The organism is Flavobacterium sp. RSP15 (genome assembly GCF_003968755.1).
Classification (GTDB): Bacteria; Bacteroidota; Bacteroidia; order Flavobacteriales; family Flavobacteriaceae; genus Flavobacterium.
On the sequence record NZ_RYDL01000001.1, the window covers coordinates 502,579 to 524,426 of the forward strand.

17 protein-coding genes are annotated in these 21,848 nt (G+C 36.0%); 10 read left to right on the forward strand and 7 right to left on the reverse strand.

Annotated elements, in window-relative coordinates; translation table 11 throughout:
* Positions 1 to 4: 4 nt before the first annotated feature.
* The 4 genes from trpB (at position 5) to EKM00_RS02260 (ending at position 3,601) form a co-directional block, all read left to right on the forward strand.
* Positions 5 to 1,186, forward strand: a complete 1,182-nt coding sequence (trpB, locus tag EKM00_RS02245; protein ID WP_126515080.1) for a tryptophan synthase subunit beta — start codon at positions 5 to 7, stop codon at positions 1,184 to 1,186.
* A gap of 258 nt (positions 1,187 to 1,444) precedes the next feature.
* Entirely contained in the window at positions 1,445 to 1,765 is a 321-nt protein-coding gene (locus EKM00_RS02250; protein ID WP_126515081.1) for a gamma-glutamylcyclotransferase family protein, read from the forward strand.
* A gap of 61 nt (positions 1,766 to 1,826) precedes the next feature.
* Complete coding sequence (gene trpA / locus EKM00_RS02255; RefSeq protein WP_126515082.1) at positions 1,827 to 2,588, forward strand: tryptophan synthase subunit alpha; 762 nt, start codon at positions 1,827 to 1,829, stop codon at positions 2,586 to 2,588.
* 428 nt (positions 2,589 to 3,016) lie between these two features.
* The gene (locus tag EKM00_RS02260; protein WP_199734581.1) at positions 3,017 to 3,601 is read left to right on the forward strand and encodes a fasciclin domain-containing protein; all 585 of its coding nucleotides are present in this window, start codon (positions 3,017 to 3,019) and stop codon (positions 3,599 to 3,601) included.
* A gap of 544 nt (positions 3,602 to 4,145) precedes the next feature.
* On the opposite strand, the gene EKM00_RS02265 is transcribed toward EKM00_RS02260, so the two are convergent.
* Entirely contained in the window at positions 4,146 to 6,875 is a 2,730-nt protein-coding gene (locus tag EKM00_RS02265; RefSeq protein ID WP_126515083.1) for a TonB-dependent receptor, read from the reverse strand.
* A 299-nt stretch (positions 6,876 to 7,174) separates the two neighbouring features.
* Between EKM00_RS02265 and ychF the strand changes: the two genes are divergently transcribed.
* From ychF to EKM00_RS02295, 6 genes are all read left to right on the forward strand, one after another.
* Complete coding sequence (gene ychF, locus EKM00_RS02270; protein ID WP_126452619.1) at positions 7,175 to 8,269, forward strand: redox-regulated ATPase YchF; 1,095 nt, start codon at positions 7,175 to 7,177, stop codon at positions 8,267 to 8,269.
* Between the two features lie 331 nt (positions 8,270 to 8,600).
* The gene (locus EKM00_RS02275) at positions 8,601 to 9,122 is read left to right on the forward strand and encodes an NADPH-dependent FMN reductase (protein ID WP_126515084.1); all 522 of its coding nucleotides are present in this window, start codon (positions 8,601 to 8,603) and stop codon (positions 9,120 to 9,122) included.
* Positions 9,123 to 9,222: 100 nt separating this feature from the next.
* Positions 9,223 to 11,085 (forward strand): DNA topoisomerase IV subunit B, encoded by a 1,863-nt coding sequence (locus EKM00_RS02280; RefSeq protein ID WP_126515085.1) that lies wholly within the window; start codon positions 9,223 to 9,225, stop codon positions 11,083 to 11,085.
* Between the two features lie 11 nt (positions 11,086 to 11,096).
* Positions 11,097 to 11,282, forward strand: coding sequence for a hypothetical protein (locus EKM00_RS02285; RefSeq protein WP_126452575.1), 186 nt, complete (start codon positions 11,097 to 11,099; stop codon positions 11,280 to 11,282).
* Positions 11,283 to 11,513: 231 nt separating this feature from the next.
* The gene (locus tag EKM00_RS02290) at positions 11,514 to 15,017 is read left to right on the forward strand and encodes a DEAD/DEAH box helicase (RefSeq protein ID WP_126515086.1); all 3,504 of its coding nucleotides are present in this window, start codon (positions 11,514 to 11,516) and stop codon (positions 15,015 to 15,017) included.
* A gap of 242 nt (positions 15,018 to 15,259) precedes the next feature.
* Complete coding sequence (locus EKM00_RS02295; protein ID WP_126515087.1) at positions 15,260 to 17,953, forward strand: DNA gyrase/topoisomerase IV subunit A; 2,694 nt, start codon at positions 15,260 to 15,262, stop codon at positions 17,951 to 17,953.
* 38 nt (positions 17,954 to 17,991) lie between these two features.
* On the opposite strand, the gene EKM00_RS02300 is transcribed toward EKM00_RS02295, so the two are convergent.
* The 6 genes from EKM00_RS02300 to EKM00_RS02325 form a co-directional block, all read right to left on the reverse strand.
* Positions 17,992 to 18,762 carry a TerC family protein gene (locus EKM00_RS02300; RefSeq protein WP_126452581.1) on the reverse strand — a complete coding sequence of 257 codons (771 nt, stop codon included), beginning with the start codon at positions 18,760 to 18,762 and terminating at the stop codon, positions 17,992 to 17,994.
* A gap of 32 nt (positions 18,763 to 18,794) precedes the next feature.
* A complete protein-coding gene (locus EKM00_RS02305; protein WP_126452583.1) occupies positions 18,795 to 19,169 on the reverse strand; it encodes a DNA topoisomerase IV in 375 nt (124 codons plus the stop codon).
* Between the two features lie 171 nt (positions 19,170 to 19,340).
* The gene (locus tag EKM00_RS02310) at positions 19,341 to 19,913 is read right to left on the reverse strand and encodes a pentapeptide repeat-containing protein (protein ID WP_126515088.1); all 573 of its coding nucleotides are present in this window, start codon (positions 19,911 to 19,913) and stop codon (positions 19,341 to 19,343) included.
* Positions 19,913 to 20,134 carry a DUF6095 family protein gene (locus tag EKM00_RS02315; protein ID WP_126452587.1) on the reverse strand — a complete coding sequence of 74 codons (222 nt, stop codon included), beginning with the start codon at positions 20,132 to 20,134 and terminating at the stop codon, positions 19,913 to 19,915. The genes EKM00_RS02310 and EKM00_RS02315 overlap by 1 nt, the downstream gene beginning before the upstream one ends.
* A 56-nt stretch (positions 20,135 to 20,190) precedes the next feature.
* On the reverse strand, positions 20,191 to 21,003 hold the full coding sequence (murQ, locus tag EKM00_RS02320) for an N-acetylmuramic acid 6-phosphate etherase (RefSeq protein ID WP_126515089.1): 813 nt from the start codon (positions 21,001 to 21,003) through the stop codon (positions 20,191 to 20,193).
* 155 nt (positions 21,004 to 21,158) lie between these two features.
* On the reverse strand, positions 21,159 to 21,827 hold the full coding sequence (locus EKM00_RS02325) for a ZIP family metal transporter (protein WP_126452591.1): 669 nt from the start codon (positions 21,825 to 21,827) through the stop codon (positions 21,159 to 21,161).
* Positions 21,828 to 21,848 lie beyond the last annotated feature (21 nt).

Here is a 21,848-nt window from a genome sequence, read left to right on the forward strand (position 1 = left end):
AATTATGTCATACAATGTCAACGAAAAAGGCTACTACGGTGAATTTGGAGGTGCCTACATTCCTGAAATGTTATATCCAAATGTAGAAGAATTACGCCAAAATTATTTAAAAATTACAGCTGAACCAGAATTTCAAGCTGAATTTAATGCTTTGCTAAAAGAATATGTGGGTCGTCCTACACCTCTTTATTTTGCAAAACGCTTATCAGAGCAATACAATACTAAAATCTACCTAAAAAGAGAAGATTTATGCCACACTGGGGCACACAAAATAAACAATACTATTGGGCAAATTTTGTTAGCCAAACGCCTAGGAAAAAAAAGAATCATTGCCGAAACCGGTGCTGGTCAGCATGGTGTAGCCACAGCAACCGTTTGTGCCTTAATGGGAATGGAATGCATCGTGTATATGGGTGAAGTTGATATTAAACGTCAAGCGCCAAATGTAGCTCGTATGAAAATGTTGGGAGCGGAGGTTCGTCCAGCACTGTCTGGATCAAGAACACTAAAAGATGCCACAAACGAAGCCATTCGCGACTGGATTAACAACCCTGTTGATACGTACTATATCATAGGATCCGTCGTAGGACCACACCCTTATCCGGATATGGTAGCTCGTTTTCAAAGTGTCGTTTCTAAGGAAATCAAGGAACAATTACTGGAAAAAGAAGGTCGTGAAAATCCAGATTATCTAATTGCTTGCGTGGGTGGTGGTAGCAACGCTGCTGGAACCTACTATCATTTTCTGGATAACGAAGACGTGAACATAATTGCTGTTGAAGCCGCCGGTTTAGGTGTCGATTCAGGCGAAAGTGCCGCCACATCAGCCCTAGGAAAAATAGGTGTTATTCACGGTAGTAAAACCTTACTGATGCAAACTACCGATGGCCAAATCACTGAACCATATTCCATTTCAGCAGGACTGGATTATCCGGGTGTTGGACCTATGCACGCCAATTTATTCACCACCGGAAGAGCACAATTCATCTCAATTACGGATGAGCAAGCCATGCAATGGGGAATCAAATTATCTCAAATGGAAGGGCTTATTCCTGCTATCGAAAGTGCGCATGCCTTTGCTGTTCTTGACGAAATGAAATTCAAACCGGAAGATGTGGTAGTTATCAATCTTTCCGGTCGTGGCGATAAAGATTTGAATACTTATATTGATTATTTTAAATTATGACTAGGTTTATCCTGATATTCTTCAGGGTTTATTCCGAATTTCTTTCGGGCCGTTCCCTCGCTTCTTCTGACGTTACAGCAAGGTCAGGATTTTCGTTGCAATCTTTTTTATCTCGGTTAAAAACGAGATAACAAAGTATTTTCACTGCGAACGAAGTTCACTGAACTCCAATAAGAGATAAGAGTATAATGAAGTAAACCTTAACGCTAACGAAACAACATAAAATGACGTTCAATTCACATTTTCAAAACAGAAATTATGGAAAAAATATTCGCTTACGGCAGCTTACAAAATGAGGATATACAAAAAGATCTTTTTGGACGTATTCTTGAGGGAACACCACAAACACTAATTGGTTACATCGTAAAAGAAATCCAAATTGAAGAAGAATTTGGAGTAGTGCGCTATCCCATCATTACGCAAACAGAAAAACCGGAAGACACCATTAACGGAATGGTATACTCCATAACCACAAAGGAACTCCATCAATCCGATCTTTACGAAGGATTGCATTATAAACGCATTGAAGTACATTTGCAATCCGACCAAAAAGCATGGGCATACAGTGCTGCAATTTAAACATTCCAATTAAAACTCTAAGGTAAAAAAGATCCTAAAAATAGAATAAAAAAATACAAAAATGAATCGAATAAATCAAAAATTACAAGAGACTAAGAAGATACTTTCCATCTACTTCTCCGCAGGATATCCAAACCTTAACGACACGGTACAAATCATTCAGGATTTAGAGAAAAATGGCGTGGATATGATTGAAATTGGACTGCCGTTCAGTGATCCGCTTGCTGATGGTCCGACAATACAAGCCAGTTCTACACAAGCGTTGCACAACGGGATAACTACCCAAGTGCTGTTTGACCAACTCAAGGACGTTCGTAAAACAGTATCCATTCCTTTAGTGATTATGGGGTATTTCAACCCAATATTACAATACGGAATAGAAAATTTTTGTCAAAAATGTGCGGAGATTGGTATTGACGGGTTAATCATTCCCGATCTTCCCGTTGACGTATATGCAGATGAATATAAAACTACTTTCGAAAAATACGGAATTAAAAATATTTTCCTAATTACGCCACAAACATCCGAAGAGCGCATTAACTTTATTGACAGTGTTTCTGATGGATTTATTTACATGGTAAGTTCCGCGAGCGTTACGGGATCACAATCTGGTTTTGGAAGCGTTCAAGAAAACTATTTCAAACGTATTGCCGATATGAATCTTAAAAATCCTCAAGTAATAGGTTTTGGAATCAATAATAAGGAAACCTTTAATCAAGCCACTCAATTTGCTAAAGGAGCAATTATAGGAAGTGCTTTCATTCAGCATTTAACTGAAAATGGTACTGGTAAAATAAAAGAATATGTAAACGCAATTCGATAAACAACTTCTATTATATAAAATCAAACGGTGTTTACAGTTCCTTTAAGCACCGTTTTTTTATAACCGTTTAGCTAAAAAAAAGCCTTTTTCATATTTTGTCAAGAAATATTCTTATACTAACGCAATAAATAAAAATCATCGTCTCATGAAAAAAAAGGTAGATTTAAGCCATTTTTATGAATCGTAAGTACAAATGCGTGGGATTATAAGAAATCACAATAAATACAAAACAAAATTGAAAATTATTCCTCTAATGCTGATATACTTAGAAAACAATTGCTTTTATAGAATTACATTAATTCCACAATCAGTATTAACACTGCGTCTATAAATTTAATTTTGTTTAATTAATTGTTAAAAAAGTTAAACAATGAATTTTAAAATGTACATTTGAATAAACAAATAATTTTAAACTTAAAAAATTAATTATGAAATTAGTAAAAACAATTACCACATTTGTATTATTAGGAGTAATTACAACTTCTTGTGGAGAAAAAAAGAAAGCAGAATCAGCTGAAATGACAGATTCTACTGCCGTAGCAATGGACACAACAGCCGTAGTTGAAACACCAAATATAGTAGGTGTAGCTGCGGGCAATGCAGATTTCACAACACTTGTTACTGCCGTAAAAGCAGCAGGATTAGTTGAAACATTAAGCGGAGAAGGTCCGTTTACTGTATTTGCACCTACCAATGAAGCATTTGCAAAACTACCTGCGGGAACTGTAGATGGTTTATTGAAACCAGAAAGTTTAGATAAACTTAAAGCTGTATTAACCTATCATGTTGTAGCAGGAAAATTTGAAGCTGCCGCAGTGATTGAGGCCATAAACAAAAATAACGGAAAATATACAGTAACTACTGTTCAAGGTGGTACGATTGTTTTAAGCCTTAAAGATGGAAAAGTAATCCTAACAGATGCAAATGGAGGAACTTCTACAGTAGTTCTTGCTGATGTAGCGGCTTCAAACGGGGTAATCCACGCGATTGATACAGTGGTTATGCCCAAATAAGATATTATAATACTTTTAAAAAAAGAGGCTGGCTCAAAATAAAAATGAGCCAGCCTCTTTTGTTTATATTTCAAAAAGGGAAAACCTACAATTTCCAAAAAGCTATTTCACTCTCAAGAAAGTGAGTTAAAAAGAAGCTTATTCAGCTGCTTTTTTTTATAAATATACCAATACGGACTTCATATAGGGCAAGATGTATAAATATTTTGGCCGCATCTGCCGTGTCGGGATGGACGGAGTCCTTTGTAATATAGTTGATTAAAAATAGTAATATTGCGATCACTTTCATCTTCCCCCATCATTCACTACACGAACTAGAAAACCCTGTGGAACTACCTCTTTATAAGGAGCAGACAAAAAAATATTTTGCAATTGATGAGAGGCCTTAAAAGTGGTTTTTTTGAGCTATCGTACAACTACATAAGCGTGATTACATACCTAAAAATTAATTTAATAAAACAAAAATAATCGTTTGTTCTATTAATTTTTAGTACCAAAAAGGGCTGTCAATTGACAGCCCTTTATAATTAATTAAATACTTAAATTAGAATTTATAGTTTAATGATAAATTAAACATTGTTCCTAATTGGCTAAAGTGATATCCATCATACGTCATTTGAGAGTAACGTTGGTTGAAAGTAATCAAGTCAGACTGTTCTTTGATGCCTACTGCATTATTTATTAAAGCCGTTCCAGCTGCATTCTCCGCTTTGAATTTCCATTCTGGTAGAACGTTTAATAAATTATTTACGTTTAGAGATACCGTTAATTTCTCTGTTGCAGAAAACGTAACGCCTAAGTCAGTAACTACTTTAGTTAAAAATTCGATTCTTAAATTGTCACTCATACCTGCGTTTTTGAATTTTGTAGGTCCAAAAACAGTATTGTTTAATGAGAACCCAAATTTACCAATTTCGTAATCTCCACCAAAAATATACTTAAATTTTGGTCTTGATGTAAAAAGTAATGCTTCCTGAGTAGCGTCAATAATAGTTTGATTTGCTAAAGGGCCAGATAAGTTTTTAACACTTTGAGGATCTTTTACCGCTCCGTCTCTTTCATTTTCGAAGGTGTAATTTCCAGAGAAATTAAGTGCTAATTTTCCTGTTCCTAATAAAATGTTTCTATAGCTGGCAACAACATCCACTCCAGAAGTTTTAGTATCCATACCGTTTACAAAGAAGCTTTGTCTGTTAGTAGGATCGCCATTTGTATCAACTTCAAATGCAATTTCATTACTTAGTAATACTCTGTCTTTAACTTTAATATTATAGTAGTCTAGCGTAAAGGTGAAATCTTTAGACGGTTTTAATCCAAAACCTAAAGTTAAGTTGTTCGATTTTTCAGCATCTAATTTAGGTATTCCATTTTGTCTAGCTGCAGATGAAACATTGTTTATCAAACCTGTAACTACAATGGCTCCACCAGCTTCGAAAGAGGATTGTGATTTTTGAGTGTAAATTTGGTGTAATGATGGCGCTCTAAAACCAGTTGAAAGCGAACCTCGTAAAGTGATTTTGTCATCTAGGAATTTATATCTTGAACTTACTTTCCAAACGGTTGCTCCACCAAAATCACTATAATCTTCATAACGTACAGTTCCGTTAACCAAGAAATCTTCGGTTACATCATACGCAACATCAAAATAGCCACCTAAATTGTACCGATTAAATTTTCCTGAATTCTCAGGAGTATTTCCTTGGAATGAATCTGCTCCAAGACCAACATAAGAAGCTTCATCACCAGCTATAATTTCAAAATTCTCTGTTCTGAATTCAGATCCAAAACCAATGCTGATTTTATCAGATACCACTTTAGAAATGTCTAAGTTTCCAACGATATGATTGAATGATGTTCCTCCTGGTCTGAATGAAATTGGGCTTAAACCACCGTAAACAAAATCATATGTTGCTGGATCTCCATCAAAGTCTGACCTATTGTGAGAATTACTAACCGTATAGCTTTGTTTGTTACCGCCTGTTGTAATACTAGCATCTGTATTCCATTCATTTTTAGTAGATTTATACCCTATTGTAGCATTATAATCATTCAAATCTCCAGTAAAAGTAGGTACATACCCCAAATAAGAACTTGGATTTGTTCCATCTCCAAATAAATCTAATAGATAAGGAAACTCCTCTAGTGTTCTCCAATATGGAGTTCTGTAGTTAGCAAATGAGTTTACTTTCTTGTAAACATAAGCGGCATTATAATATAACTGCGTATTTTCAGTATAATTAATACCACCATTTACTAAGAATTTTGCAGCAGCAGTTTCTGGAGAACCATTCACATTACCAGCATCCGGATATTTAGCAAGAAAAGCTTGGACATCAGCTAAAGGTGCTCCAAAACCTGTATTTCCATTAGCTTCAGCAGCTGCGTCAACTTTCCCAGGTCTGTTGGCCAGGTTCACTTTAGAAAAATCTACTGTATAATTGACAAATCCTCTATCGCCTACAGTAGATCCATTATTTAAACTTACACCTAACATTTCGCCGTCGCCTTCAGAAGTAACGCCACTTCTTAATGTTACAGATCCGTAATTAGTATTCTTTTTCAATATAATATTCATAACTCCGGCAATCGCATCTGATCCGTATTGTGCTGATGCTCCATCACGAAGTATTTCTACTCTTTCGATAGCATCTGTAGGAATTGCAGAAATGTCTGCACCCGTCTCACCACGTCCTGGAGAGGTTTGCGTATACAGCAAAGAACTCATGTTTTTACGCTTCCCGTTGATAAGGATCAAGGTTCTGCTAGGTCCCATGTTTCTGATTTCATACGGATCCAGTAATGAAGTCGCATCGTTTACAGGTGTTTGAACCGTGTTGAACGATGGAATTTTGTACTGCAATGCTTTGTCAAAAGTCGCTTGTCCGGTTGAGGCTAAATCCTTTGCAGAAATGACATCAATAGGCAGCGCTGATGTGGTATTACTTCTTGGCGCTGTTCTGGTTCCTGTAACTACAACTTCATTTAAATTTTGTCCACCTTCTTCAGATAAGACAACATTTAGAACAGAAGCGGTAACCACTTTTTCTAACTTGGCAAAACCTACATAGCTAAAAACTAGAGTAGCTCCTTCTTTAACTTTTATCTTGTACGCTCCATCCATATCAGTAGAAACCCCATTTTGAGTTCCTTTTTCAATAATATTAACACCCGGCAAGCCGCTGCCTGTGTCATCTTTGACGGTACCCGAGACTTCTTTTTGTGCAAAAAGCACCGAGATGTTGAGTAGAAATAATAACAATACGAATTTTTTCATAATACTTTGAATTAAGTTTTTGGTTTGGTTTAAAATCGTCCGCAATATAAATTTTTTTAACAAAATATTAGTAAATATTTTATTTTTTTATAAAAAAAAATTCAGACCCGTTTAATCTGAAATTTTACTTATTTAAACATTTTTAAAATCTTATCTTTGCACACTTTTAATGGCAGCTGCTGAATTTTAAGTTTAGCGTGTCATTCAAAAGAAAGTATCATGAAGTCGTCATGAAATCTGTTCAAAAAACAGCAAAAGTGACGACACCCTATTCCATTTAAAATAAATATTATCTACATATGAAAGCAGGAATTGTAGGATTACCAAATGTTGGAAAATCAACATTATTCAATTGTTTATCCAATGCAAAAGCGCAAAGTGCTAACTTTCCTTTTTGTACCATCGAACCCAATATAGGTGTTGTAAATGTTCCGGATTCCAGAATGGAAAAACTGGAAGAATTAGTAAAACCAGAACGCGTGCAAATGGCAACTGTCGATATCGTTGATATTGCAGGATTAGTAAAAGGAGCTAGTAAAGGGGAAGGTTTAGGAAATCAATTCCTTGGAAACATTAGAGAATGTAATGCGATCATTCACGTTTTGCGTTGTTTTGATAACGATAACATTGTTCACGTTGACGGAAATGTAAATCCTATCCGCGACAAAGAAACCATAGACATCGAGCTGCAATTGAAGGATTTGGAGAATGTTGAAAAACGCTTAGAAAAAGTAAATCGTGCCGCTAAAACAGGAAATAAAGAAGCACAAACCGAAAAAGCTCTTTTAGACCGAATCAGAGAAACATTGCTTCAGGCAAAATCAGCACGAATAGTAATTCCTCAAAACAATGATGAAGAGGTTTTGATGGAAGCGTTTCAGTTAATTACAGCAAAACCAGTTTTATACGTCTGTAATGTTGATGAAAACTCAGCAGTAAATGGAAACAAATACGTTGATCAGGTTCGAGAATTGGTCAAAGATGAAGATGCGGAAGTAATTATTCTTTCGGTTGGTGCTGAAGCTGATATTACCGAATTAGAAAGCTATGAAGAGCGTCAGGTTTTTCTGGAAGATATGGGTTTGACTGAGCCAGGAGCCTCAGTCTTGATACGTGCAGCTTATAAATTATTGAAGCAACAAACTTACTTTACAGCAGGTGTCAAAGAAGTTCGTGCTTGGACTATAGATGTTGGGGCAACTGCGCCACAAGCTGCAGGAGTAATTCACACTGATTTCGAAAAAGGATTTATCCGCGCCGAAGTGATTGCATACGAAGATTTTGTTCATTACGGTTCCGAAGCTAAATGTAAAGAAGCCGGAAAATTCAAGGTAGAAGGAAAAGAATACATCGTAAAAGATGGAGATGTGATGCATTTTAGATTCAACGTGTAAATAAGTCATAATGTCAAAAGTCATAAAGTCGAAAGTTAGTAATAGCTTTCGACTTTTTTGTATCCAATCCAGCTTTCCACTTCAAACGAAGTTCACTGAACTCCAATTAAAATAAAAGTTTAGTGAAGTACTATTTTCCCATCAATCTCTTTTTTCTAAGACAAAAAAAGAGACTGATTGGCAAAATGCTTTCCGTTGCAATCTGGGGTAAAATCGATTTTGCTAATATCAAATTTCATAATTTCATCTTTGTTTTCAAAATAGGTCAATCTGTGTCCAATTATTTTGTAAGAGAGCCAATTTTTAGTACTTTTAGTCAAAATAAAGTATCATGAAAATAATCGCTTTTGGCGCAAGCCCCAGCAAAAACTCGATCAATAAAAGATTAGCGACTTACGCAGCGAATCTTTTTGAAAATGCAGTAGTTGAGGTAGTGGATTTAAATGATTTCCAAATGCCGATATTTACCGTCGATATAGAAAAAGAAATTGGTCAACATGAATTAGCAAAATCATTTCTGGCTAAAATTGCCACTGCTGATCTTCTAGTGGTTTCCTTGGCAGAAAATAACGGGAATTATTCTGTTGCTTTCAAGAATATTTTTGACTGGTGTACCAGAATAAATGCGAAGGTTTTTCAGGAAAAACCTATGTTATTGATGGCAACTTCTCCTGGAGGCAAAGGTGGCGCTAGCGTTTTAGGAATTGCGAATAACGCTTTCCCATTTTATGGTGGAAACATTAAAGCCACGTTTTCATTACCTAGTTTTGATATTAATTTTGATGTAGAAAAAGGAATAATTTCCAATCCTGAATTTGATAATCAATTGAAAGAAATCATTAAAAATTTTTAAAATAGAGGAGTGTCAATATCATTCTTAATAACTTTGATGGCTTCCTGTTTTAAACTTTATCGAATTACATTACATTAGCACCAAATCCACAAAACCTACAATGTCCGATCAAAATCAATATACCGAAGACAACATTCGGTCACTCGACTGGAAAGAGCATATTCGCATGCGACCCGGAATGTACATCGGAAAATTAGGCGACGGCTCCTCCTCAGATGACGGAATTTATATTCTGCTAAAAGAAGTACTCGACAACTGTATCGATGAATTTGTTATGGGTGCCGGAAAAACTATCGAGGTAACGATCAAAGACAAAACCGTAACTGTCCGGGATTATGGACGTGGAATTCCTCTGGGAAAAGTGATTGATGTAGTTTCCAAAATGAATACAGGCGGAAAATATGATTCGCTTGCTTTTAAGAAATCCGTCGGCCTGAACGGAGTAGGGACAAAAGCAGTTAATGCATTGTCGAATTATTTCCGTGTAGAATCCGTTAGGGATGAAAAACAAAAAGCAGCTGAATTCTCTGCAGGAAACCTTGTTCTTGAAGAAAATATTATAGAAACCACAAAGCGAAAAGGAACCAAAGTTACTTTTATTCCAGATGAAGCAATTTTCAAAAATTACAAATATCGATATGAATATGTAATCAAAATGCTTAAAAATTATTGTTACTTAAACAATGGTTTGACAATTCTTTTCAACGGTGAAAAATATTTTTCAGAAAATGGTCTGAAAGATTTATTAGAAGAAACTATTCATGCTGAAGATTTAGAATATCCTATCATTCACTTGAAAGGCGAGGATATCGAAATTGCTTTGACACACAGTAAAACGCAATACAGCGAGGAATACCACTCGTTTGTAAACGGACAAAACACAACTCAAGGCGGAACGCATTTAGCAGCCTACCGGGAAGCAATAGTTAAAACCATCAGGGAGTTTTACAACAAGAGTTTTGAAGCTTCTGATGTTCGGAAATCAATCGTTACGGCGATCAGTATCAAAGTAATGGAACCGGTCTTTGAGTCACAAACCAAAACTAAATTGGGTTCAACAGACATGGGGTCCGAACCGGGAATGCCTTCCGTGCGTATTTTTGTGAACGATTTTGTGAAAACCAAATTAGATAATTATTTACACAAGAATCCACCAACCGCAGACGCATTATTACGAAAGATTATTCAAGCCGAAAGAGAACGCAAAGAATTGTCCGGAATACGAAAATTGGCGACAGATCGTGCCAAAAAAGCAAATCTGCACAATAAGAAATTAAGAGATTGCAGGGCGCATCTCCCAGATACTAAAAACCCTAAAAATCTGGAAAGCACTCTTTTTATTACCGAGGGAGATTCAGCTTCCGGATCCATTACTAAATCGCGCAATGTAAATACGCAAGCCGTTTTTAGTTTGCGTGGTAAGCCTTTGAATTCCTATGGAATGAGTAAAAAAATTGTATATGAAAATGAAGAGTTCAATTTGCTGCAAGCGGCACTAGATATTGAAGATGGCTTAGAAAAATTGCGGTATAACAACATCGTAATTGCTACTGATGCCGATGTTGATGGTATGCATATTCGCTTGTTATTGATTACTTTTTTCCTGCAGTTTTTTCCTGAATTGATAAAAGAAGGACATTTATACATTTTGCAAACGCCACTTTTCAGGGTTAGAAACAAAAAAGAAACAATTTACTGCTATTCTGATGAGGAACGAAGAAATGCTATTGAAAAATTAAAACCAAAACCAGAAATCACACGATTCAAGGGATTGGGTGAAATTTCACCGGATGAGTTCAAAAATTTCATTGGCGAAAGCATTCGTTTAGAACCCATTATGATGGATAAAAACACTTCGATTGAGCAATTATTGTCGTTCTATATGGGCAAGAATACTCCCGACAGACAGGAATTTATCATCAAGAATTTGAAGGTGGAATTAGATGTGATTGAGAAAATTTAAATAATTATAAAATGCCTACAAAAAGAATACTTATTCTTATTGCCTTACTGTTTATGATCAGTTTTTTAGCTACTTTTTTTATTATAAAGAGCAATGATCACAAGGAATGTGAAACAGTTGTAAAAAAAGAGTTAGATAAAAATGGAAATAGTGTCACAAAAGAAGAGCATATTTGTAAAGAAAAATATTCGTTTTAATCGAAGTTCTTTTTATTATAATTAACTGCCGTTCTTGCTTTTTTTTCCTTTTAGTTTAATTAGAAAAAGAGTCCGCAGAATAATTTTGCTTCTGAGCCAGAGTTAAACGATGCCGCCAATCTGGAATTACTCAAAAAAACATTGCAGACAAAGGAAGTTAATTATAATAAAGAAGAGCTACTAACAGAAAAATATTTTTTTAAAATATTAAGTGTAAATTAAAAATAAAACATGTCTAATAGCTACGGAAAAACCTGGTGGGGCCTGCAATGGCTGAACACATTATCGAACATTGATTATGACAACCGATTGCCAAGAGGTAAAAGTTATGCCAACAAGGGTTCCGTGACAAAAATCAATATCAAAGGCAATAGAATCGAAGCCAAAGTAACTGGCTCCAGACCCAAACCATATAATGTAGACATTACCTTACCTCCGTTTTTTGAACCAGAATTAGGGAATTTTATTAGTCAACTATCCAAAAAACCAACAATAATATCCAAACTTTTAAACAGAGAGCTCGACCCTGAGGTATTGACCATAGCCGAAAATTTAGGACTGAAAGTTTTTCCAAAACAATGGACTGATTTCAAGATGCAATGCTCGTGCCCGGATTGGGCGGTGCCTTGCAAACACTTGGCTGCTGTAGTCTATAAAGTGAGTGCAGAGATTGATAACAATCCGTTTTTAGTGTTTGAGTTGCACCAAGTGAATTTGATAGAAGAACTCAATAAATTAGGCATTTTTGTAAATATCACAACATCTGAAATTCCGAAAATTACCGATTTGTATTTTGATACCAAAAGTAAAAATACGCCTGAATATAAACCAGAAAACGCATACAAAAAGCTTTCATTTTCTAAACTATCGCCCATACACGAACCACTAACGGCTTTACTATCAGATTTTCCCGTTTTCTATCAAGGTTCCGGCAATTTCAAGGAAAAATACAGTACCAAAATAGGCAAAACGGTAAGGAACGCCCAAAAAGTGGTACAAGGAAAAATTTCACTTGAAAATCTATTCCTAAAAGTAAGCCTTCAGGAACAACAAATAAATCACCATAGCCACAACAAAATCACGATAGACGAAACCTATCAATCCAAGGTTTTTGTAAACGAAACCCAGTTTTCGTTTCTTGGATTTTTGCAACAAATTGCTCAAATTAATTCGTCTAAAACATTAGATTACCAACCGTCAACAGCTTCCTTGCATACGGTTTTGCAGTTTGCCGTTCATTTATTGGCCAATGGAGCCGTAATTCCACAAATTGTACAATTGCAAAACAAGGAATTTGCCATTCGCTGGTTACCTGCCATGTTAAGTAAGGATGTGCGGAGTTTAGTTGAAAAACTAGAAGGAATTTTACCACCCGCTATTTTTCTTTGGGAAGAAAAAAAAGGACAAAAAGCGATTAATAACAATCAAGCTTTCAACTTGCTGTCGTTATTCATTACGGAGATTATTCATGTTATGGAAGAGGCATCCAATCCAGATTTATTTTTGAATTTGTTTTTTAGAAATACAACGTATGCGTTCAAAAATCCTGGCGAAGAGGCGCTGAGTGGTGGTATTTTAGCTTGGTTACAAAAATATTACATTACCCAAGGTAATTATAAACCCCAAATTGTGGTGCAAGAACTGCCCAATGAAAACTTCAAATTGGTTATCAATATTCACGATACAAAGGAGAAAATTTTTAGTTTAAAGGATATTTTAACTAACGATAAATTCAACGAACATCGCTACGAAATCTTGCAAAGTCTTACTCAGTTGAGTTCTTTTATAGACGGATTAGATCATTATATCAATACCCAAGGAGAACGAGAAATTGTGATGAACAACGCTATTTTTACGCCTTTCTTGATGAGTATGATTCCGGCAATTCAGCTTTTGGACATTGATATTATGTTGCCAAAAGCATTGCGAGAAATTTTGAAACCCAAATCGAGTGTCAAAATAAAGAAAAGACCCGAAGGAAAATCATTCCTGAATTTGGCACAATTATTCGATTTCGATTGGCAAATTGCTATTGGTGACACTCTGATGGACGAAACTGAATTCAAGAAATTGATGACAAAATCAGATGGGTTAATCAAGTACAAAGCCAATTATATTTATGTAAATCAGCAAGATTTAGAAAAAATTCACAAACATTTCACCTCCACCAAGGAACTTTCGGCTTTCGAAATGTTGCGTGCAGTTTTGAGTGGTGAATACCAAGGAGCTGCCATTGGTTTGACAGATGAGGTCCGAGATTTGATTGCTGAACTGACTAATTTTTCCAAAATCGAATTACCAAAAGGTATCAACGCCACCTTGCGTCCCTATCAACATCGCGGGTTTTCATGGATGTATCGCAATGCGCAAATTGGTTTTGGATCCGTCCTTGCCGATGATATGGGATTGGGGAAAACCCTGCAAGTCATTACCACTTTATTGAAATATAAAGAAGAGGGATTGCTCGAAAAAGAAAAAGCTTTGGTCGTAGCTCCAACGGGACTTTTGACGAATTGGGAAACCGAAATAGCTAAATTTGCTCCAACCTTAAAAACTAAAATTTACCACGGATCAAATCGAAAGTTTGAAGCAACAGACGATTTTGATGTATTGATTTCCTCCTACGGAATCGTGCGTAGCGATGCAAAAGAACTGAAAAAGAAAAAATGGCATTCGCTGGTAATTGATGAAGCCCAAAACATAAAAAATAGCAATACCGAACAATCAAAGGCACTGAAAACCATTGGAGCCAATCATTTTATAGCAATGAGCGGAACACCTGTCGAGAACCGTTTGAGCGAATTATGGAGCATTATGGATTTCAGTAATCGAGGTTTAATGGGAAATAGTAAAGAATTTAGCCAAACCTACGGCATTCCCATCGAGATTAATAATGATGCCGAGGTAGCCGAGCAACTAAAAAAAGTAACCGCACCGTTTATGATGCGAAGATTAAAATCCGACAAAACCATTATTTCCGATTTGCCCGATAAAATTGAGATGGATTGCTATTCGGCTTTAGCCAAAGAACAAGCCACTTTGTATGAAGCCACCCTCGAAAAAGCGATGAAAGACATCGAAGAAATGGAACTTTCAGACAGCAAAGCCATGTTTGTTCGCCAAGGATTAGTATTGCAAATGATTATGGCATTGAAACAAATATGCAATCATCCCACGCAATTCCTGAAAAACAACATCCTCGATGCCTCTTTGAGCGGCAAAATGGATCTATTGTTTGACAAACTCGACAGCATTATCGAAAGCGGCGAAAAAGTATTGATTTTTTCCCAATATACTGAAATGGGTAAATTATTAAAGTATTTTATAACCGAAAGATACAAAGAAGAACCCTTGTTTTACCACGGAGGTTGCACCCTGAAACAAAGAAAGGAAATGGTCGATGGTTTTCAAAACAACCGTGCCGACAAAGTCTTTATCCTTTCACTCAAAGCCGCAGGAACAGGTCTAAATCTTACAGCCGCCAACCACGTCATCCATTTTGACCTTTGGTGGAATCCCGCCGTAGAGGCCCAAGCCACGGACAGAGCGTACAGAATTGGACAAAAATCTAATGTGATGGTACATCGTTTTATAACCAAAAACACCTTTGAAGAAAAAATAAACGATATGATTCAGGCTAAAAAAGCACTTGCCGAAATGACGGTTTCCACTGGAGAGAATTGGATAGGAAATTTAAGTAATAGGGAGTTGAAAGAATTGTTTACGGTGGGTTAGTTTAAGTATATTTGTAATTATTTATGGTTTAAGAGCAAAAGACAATTATAGAAGTGGGTTCTGATATAGATTTATCAATGTTTGGAAATAGTTTAAACTATGAATTAATCGGAAAAGTAAGTTCAGAAATTGATGATTTAAATACGCCTTATCGATTTGATATTTCAATTTTTAAATTGCTACATTCTCCAAGTTTAAAAGCACATATTAATAGAGTTGGCACAGTATTTTACAAAAAATAAATGAAAGACGAAGAAGACGACAACATATTACCAGAAGGTCAGGAAGACGAAAATACAGTTGGAGAAAATGCTTTTGAAGATATAATTTCTACAGGAGGCCAGCATTTTTACGACAATCAAGAAGACGGCAACGATACCATTACCAAAGTTACGGGAATGTATAAGGACTGGTTTCTGGATTATGCCTCTTATGTAATTCTGGAACGCGCTGTTCCCGCAATTGAAGATGGTTTTAAACCGGTGCAACGCCGTATCATGCACTCTTTAAAGGAGCTCGATGATGGTCGTTACAATAAAGTAGCCAATGTTGTTGGGCACACCATGCAATACCATCCTCACGGAGATCAGAGTATTGGTGATGCTATGGTACAAATAGGGCAAAGAGAATTATTGATTGACTGTCAAGGAAATTGGGGAAATATTCTTACAGGAGATGGTGCTGCGGCTTCTCGTTATATTGAAGCACGTTTGTCTAAATTTGCTTTAGAAGTGTTATATTCTCCAAAAATTACCGATTGGGGTGTGTCCTATGACGGAAGACGGGCAGAACCCAATAACTTGCCAGTTAAATTCCCCTTATTATTAGCTTCCGGAGCCGAGGGAATCGCAGTAGGTCTTTCTACGAAAGTATTGTCTCATAATTTTAATGAATTAATCGATTCATCGATAAAAATATTAAAAGGAAAACCGTTTACTTTATATCCTGATTTCTTGACACAGGGAATTGCAGATGTGTCCAATTATAACGATGGATTGCGTGGTGGACGCATCCGTGTGCGGGCCAGAATTAGTCAGCTAGATAAAAATACTTTGGTAATTAGCCAAATTCCGTTTTCAACCAATACGACGACTTTGATTGACAGTATTTTGAAAGCCAATGAAAAAGGGAAAATCAAAATCAAGAAAATTGAGGATAATACTGCTGCTGAGGTCGAAATATTAATTCATCTTTTTCCGGGTGTTTCGCCTGATAAAACCATTGATGCATTGTTTGCCTTTACGGCCTGTGAAACTTCGGTGGCACCATTAGGTTGTGTGATTGAAGACAACAAACCGCTGTTCATTGGGGTCTCTGCAATGTTGAAAATTTCGACCAACAGAACGGTCCAATTACTGAAAAGCGAACTCGAAATCCAGTTGAGTGAATTAGAGGAGCAATGGCATTTTCTTTCTTTGGAACGTATATTTATCGAAAATAAAATCTATCGTGATATTGAAGAACAGACCACTAAGGAAGGCGTCATTAAAGCGGTAGATGATGGATTGAAACCCTACATTAAACACCTGAAACGCGCCGTTACCGAGGACGATATTCTGCGTTTATTGGACATCCGAATCATGCGTATTTCTAAATTTGACAGCAACAAGGCTCAAGATAAAATTCAAGCGCTGGAAGGAGATATTGAACAAGTGAAACACGATTTAGAACATCTGATTGATTTTGCTATAGCCTATTTCACACGACTAAAAGAGAAATACGGTAAAGGGAGAGAACGTCAAACTGAGCTTCGTGTTTTTGATGATATCGAAGCCACGAAAGTAGTCCTTAGAAATACTAAATTGTACGTAAACAGAGAAGAAGGTTTTGTAGGAACGAGTTTAAAAAAAGACGAATACGTTACAGACTGTTCTGATATTGACGATGTAATTGTTTTTCTGCGTGACGGAAAAATGATGATAACCAAAGTAGATGCGAAAACCTTTGTGGGTAAAGATATTATTCATATTGCCATTTTTGACAAAAGTGATAAACGGACCATTTACAATACGATTTACCGTGACGGAAAATCAGGACCTTCTTACATCAAACGCTTCAATGTTTCAGGCGTTACAAGAGACAAAGCGTATGATTTGACAAATGAAAGTGCAGGATCACAAGTGGTGTATTTCTCCTGTAATCCAAACGGAGAGGCAGAAGTAATTACCATTATGTTGCGTCAGGTGGGAACTGTCAAAAAACTAAAATTCGACATTGATTTTGCGAGTTTGGCTATAAAAGGAAGAGGTTCTAAGGGAAATTTAGTGACTAAATATCCAATCAAAAAAATTGAATTAAAAGAAAAAGGAATTTCAACATTATTGCCTCGAAAAGTATGGTTTGATGAAACCGTCCAAAGACTTAATGTAGATGGAAGAGGAGAACTGTTAGGTGAATTTAGACCTAATGATAAAATTTTGGTCCTTTCGCAATCCGGAAAAGTAAAGGTAATTACACCAGAATTATCTACTCATTTCGATGAAGATATGGTCGTTTTAGAAAAATGGATTCCTAAAAAACCAATTTCAGCCATTTATTATGACGGCGAAAAAGAACGCTACTACATCAAACGCTTTTTGGTGGAAACCGAAAACAAAGAGGAAAGTTTTATTACAGAACATACTAACTCACATCTTGAAATTGTATCAACAGAGTATCGCCCAGTAGCTGAATTAGTTTTCACAAAAGTGAAAGGCGTTCAAAAAGAAAATATAACTGTAAATATAGAATCGTTTATTGCACTTAAAGGATTTAAAGCACTAGGGAATCAATTAACCGCTGATAAGTTAAAACAAGTAAACCTCCTGGATTCTTTACCTTATGAAGCACCAAAAGAAATTATTCCGGAAGAATTGGAAGTAAAAGGCGAAACAAATGCTGACGATTCAGACATTCACCGCGATGATGACGGTCAAATAATATTAAGTTTAGAATAAAAAAATGCTCCGATTTGGAGCATTTTTTTTATAAACAATTATTTTTTCTTTCTCATTTTCATGTTCAGAAACTCTACAGCCAATGAAAAAGCAATTGCAAAATACAAATAAGCTTTGGGAACCGCTCCTACAGATTGGCCTACCAATACTGCTTCGGATAAGTGCATACTCTCTGTGATCAGCATAAAACCAATCAGAATTAAGAACGCTAAACCTAAAATCTGGATCGATGGATTGTTGTTGACGAACGTTCCAACCGGAACTGCAAATAGCATCATAACCCCAACAGAAATCACTACAGCCGTTATCATAATATACAATGCACCTTCCAGTCCGTTAGTCATGCCTACAGCGGTCAAAATACTATCTACGGAGAAAATAAGGTCAATCAACAAAATCTGGACAATAACGTTAGCAAATGATTTCGCAGCTGAAATGTTTAAATCCTTTTCTTCTTCTCCTTTATGGTCTACTTTTTCGTGAATTTCCTTGGTGCTTTTGTAAATCAAGAATATCCCTCCAGCCAATAAAATCATCGCTTGCCCGTTAAAATGAGCGGAGAACCAACCCCAATCCACACTAAACCAAGGTTCTTTCATGGCAATAAGAAGTGTAATCCCAAATAACAGGGCAATCCGCATGAACATGGCTAGAAATAAACCAATTTGTGTCGCTTTTTTGCGTTTTTCAACGGGTAATTTTCCTGTAACAATAGAGATAAAGATGATATTATCAATACCCAGTATGATCTCCAGAAACGTCAATGTTAACAGTGCTACCCAAGCATCAGGATTTAAAAATACTTCCATTTTACGTAGTTATAATTGTTTGATTTAAATATTTAATCAGAAATCTTTGTTACTGTTCCTCTTTGTTTGGCATCAGAACCAACCATTCCAAACTCAAAAGTATACGATTTTTTTGATGTAGTCAAAATTTTCATACCAATAGCTTTTTCTTCAGCCATGTTTTTGGGATGCAGTTTTTGCAGTACATATTCGCAATCACTGATCCAACGAATGGAAGCTGTATCTGTTTTCCCCTCAAAAGTCTCAATTTCAATACTGTTGTTGCGCTCAAATAAAGTCGTTTTCTTAACACCGTCTACTTCATATTCAAATTTAAATTTTCCGGTTTTGAAATCTTTACAGTTGCGCTCTTTATCATAACAAGACAAAAGCAATAGCATTGGAAGAAGGAATATTATTTTTTTCATTTTAAAATTATTTAATTTTTTTAGTACCTAATCCAGCTGTGCGTTGCAACTCCTAAGTCTAAAATCTTTTTTTCTATTGACAAAAAAGGAGCTTCCTTTAGTCGCTCTTTTTATCCATGAAAAAGTAGCTTTAAGCCTTTCGGGGTTTCCACTTCCATCTGGGGTAGTAGATTATTGTATTTTAATATCGTATTTATCCAAAAGACCAATAATCCCTTGTGTCGAAAATTTTGCTTTTTTCATCGGATTGAATTCGGGATCAATTTTAAAATCAGTTGCTTTTGAAAAATCGGCTCCAGCTAATTGCGTATTATTAAAAATAGCACCATCCAAATTGCTATTATCAAAAACGGAACTCGTAAGATTGGTTCCAACAAAACCTACCTCTCTTAACGAGCAGGAAATGAATTTTGTCTTTGGCATTTTTTTATTGGCAAACGAAGAATAATCCAAAACACATTCCTGAAAACTTACATTGAATAAGAAATCATCGCATTCTTCAAATTGGATTCCAAGTAATTTACAGTTTTTGAATTGTATCCCTTTTAAGCTTGCTCCTGATAATTTAGTCATCGCAAGATTGCAATCAATAAACTCGCAATCCATGAAACTACTATAAGAAAAATCACTATTGGATAAATCGCAGTTTCTAAAAACGCAATCCTCAAATTCTCTGTTATTCACTTTTTTATCGACGTAAATAATTTTTTCGAATGTTTTTTGAACGTCAATTAGGTTTTCCATTAGTCGTTAAATAAACTTTTCATAATTGTTTTTAGTCCCAAATACATCAAAAACATTGCACTGATGCAGGCAATGATACCTATTGCTAAAACTAAATAGTGCCAAACATTGTGTTGATTCATAAAAGCATTAGTAATGACAATTGGACCAATAAACAGCAACGGCAATGCACCGGCTAAATATTTGATTCCTTTAGATAAAAGTTCTTTGTTGGTTGCCATTTTTTTTTATTTAAAAGTTTACTTTTCAAAGATAATCGATATGTTAAAAACAAGTGTTACTTTTTGTAATTATCAACTGCTTTTCTAACAGTACCGTATTTAATTAGTAATTGCGCAGCTTCGTCATAGGAAACAGAGATTTCTCCCAGTATCATTTTTATGCCACGATCTATGAGTTTGCTGTTGCTCAGTTGCATGTCGACCATTTTGTTGCCTTTTACTTTTCCCAGCTGAATCATAGTGGCTGTTGAGATCATGTTAAGCACAAGTTTTTGTGCCGTTCCTGCTTTCATACGGGAACTTCCCGTTACAAATTCGGACCCAACAACTACTTCTATAGGGAATTTTGCGGTTTGCGAAAGCGGACTTCCTGCATTGCATGAAATACTTCCTGTAGTAATATTATTTTCGTTGCAAGTTTGCAATCCTCCAATAACATAAGGTGTTGTTCCGGAAGCTGCTATTCCTATAACTACATCATCTTCATTTACCTCGAAAGCTTTTAAGTCTATCCAAGCCTGAGTTGTATTGTCTTCGGCATTTTCTACGGCTTTGCGGATTGCGGTATCTCCACCAGCAATAATCCCAATTACTAAATTGAAAGGAACGCCAAAAGTTGGTGGACATTCCGATGCATCAAGAATCCCGATACGACCGGATGTTCCTGCGCCAATGTAGAATAATCGTCCGCCGAGTTTCATTTTGGTAACAATTTCAGTCACTAAAGTTTCTATTTGTGGCAAGGCTTTTTCTACGGCAAGCGGAACGGTTTTGTCTTCCTGATTGATATTAGAAAGCAATTCTTGAACCGACATTTTTTCTAAATCGTCGTATTTTGAGGATTGCTCGGTGGTTTTTGTGAATTCCATATTGATGTTTTTTAAAGGGACAACTTGCGAGGTGTCCGCACTTTTATTACTTGCGTGAGGGATAGAAGTGGAAATCCTTTTTTATGTAGCGACAGCGGAATAAAAAAGATTGCAACATATAGCCCGACCCTTGCGGTCACGCCCAAATTGTAAAATTATATAAAATACGCCAGCGCAATTCCTATCACGATCATGGAAACTTTGGCGATGTTAAACTTGTGTCCTTCACTACTTTCAAAAATAATGGTGGAAGAGATATGGAATAATATCCCAATTACAATGGCTGTGATTTCAGTATAATACTCGTTTAATATAGGCAAATAATCCGATAGAACGGTTCCCAACGGCGTCATTACTGCAAAAGTGATCATAAAGAAAAAGATAGCCTTTTTATTCAGGTTTGAATTGATGAAAAAAGTAGTCAAAATAATGGCTATAGGCAAATGATGAATGGCAATTCCTACCGCTAAATCATGATGATGGCTTACCGGGAATCCTTCCAGAAAGGCATGAATGCAAAGACTGATAAACAACAACCACGGGATTTGGGTCATGGTTTCATATCCGTGTACGTGTCCGTGCTCAGCACCTTTTGAGAAAAATTCCAATATAATTTGGAACAATATTCCAAGCATAATAAAGAGTCCGATAGTTGGATTTGCACTTTCATAAACTTCCGGCAACAAATGCATTACGGTCAAGGAAAGCAGAAATGAACCACTAAAGGCTAATAGTAATTTTAGATTGGTTTTATTTTTTGGTTTTAAAACCAAGGCGATACTATATCCTATAAGTACGGAAAGTAAAGGTAAAAGGTAATTCATATTCTTTGTTGAATCGTTTAA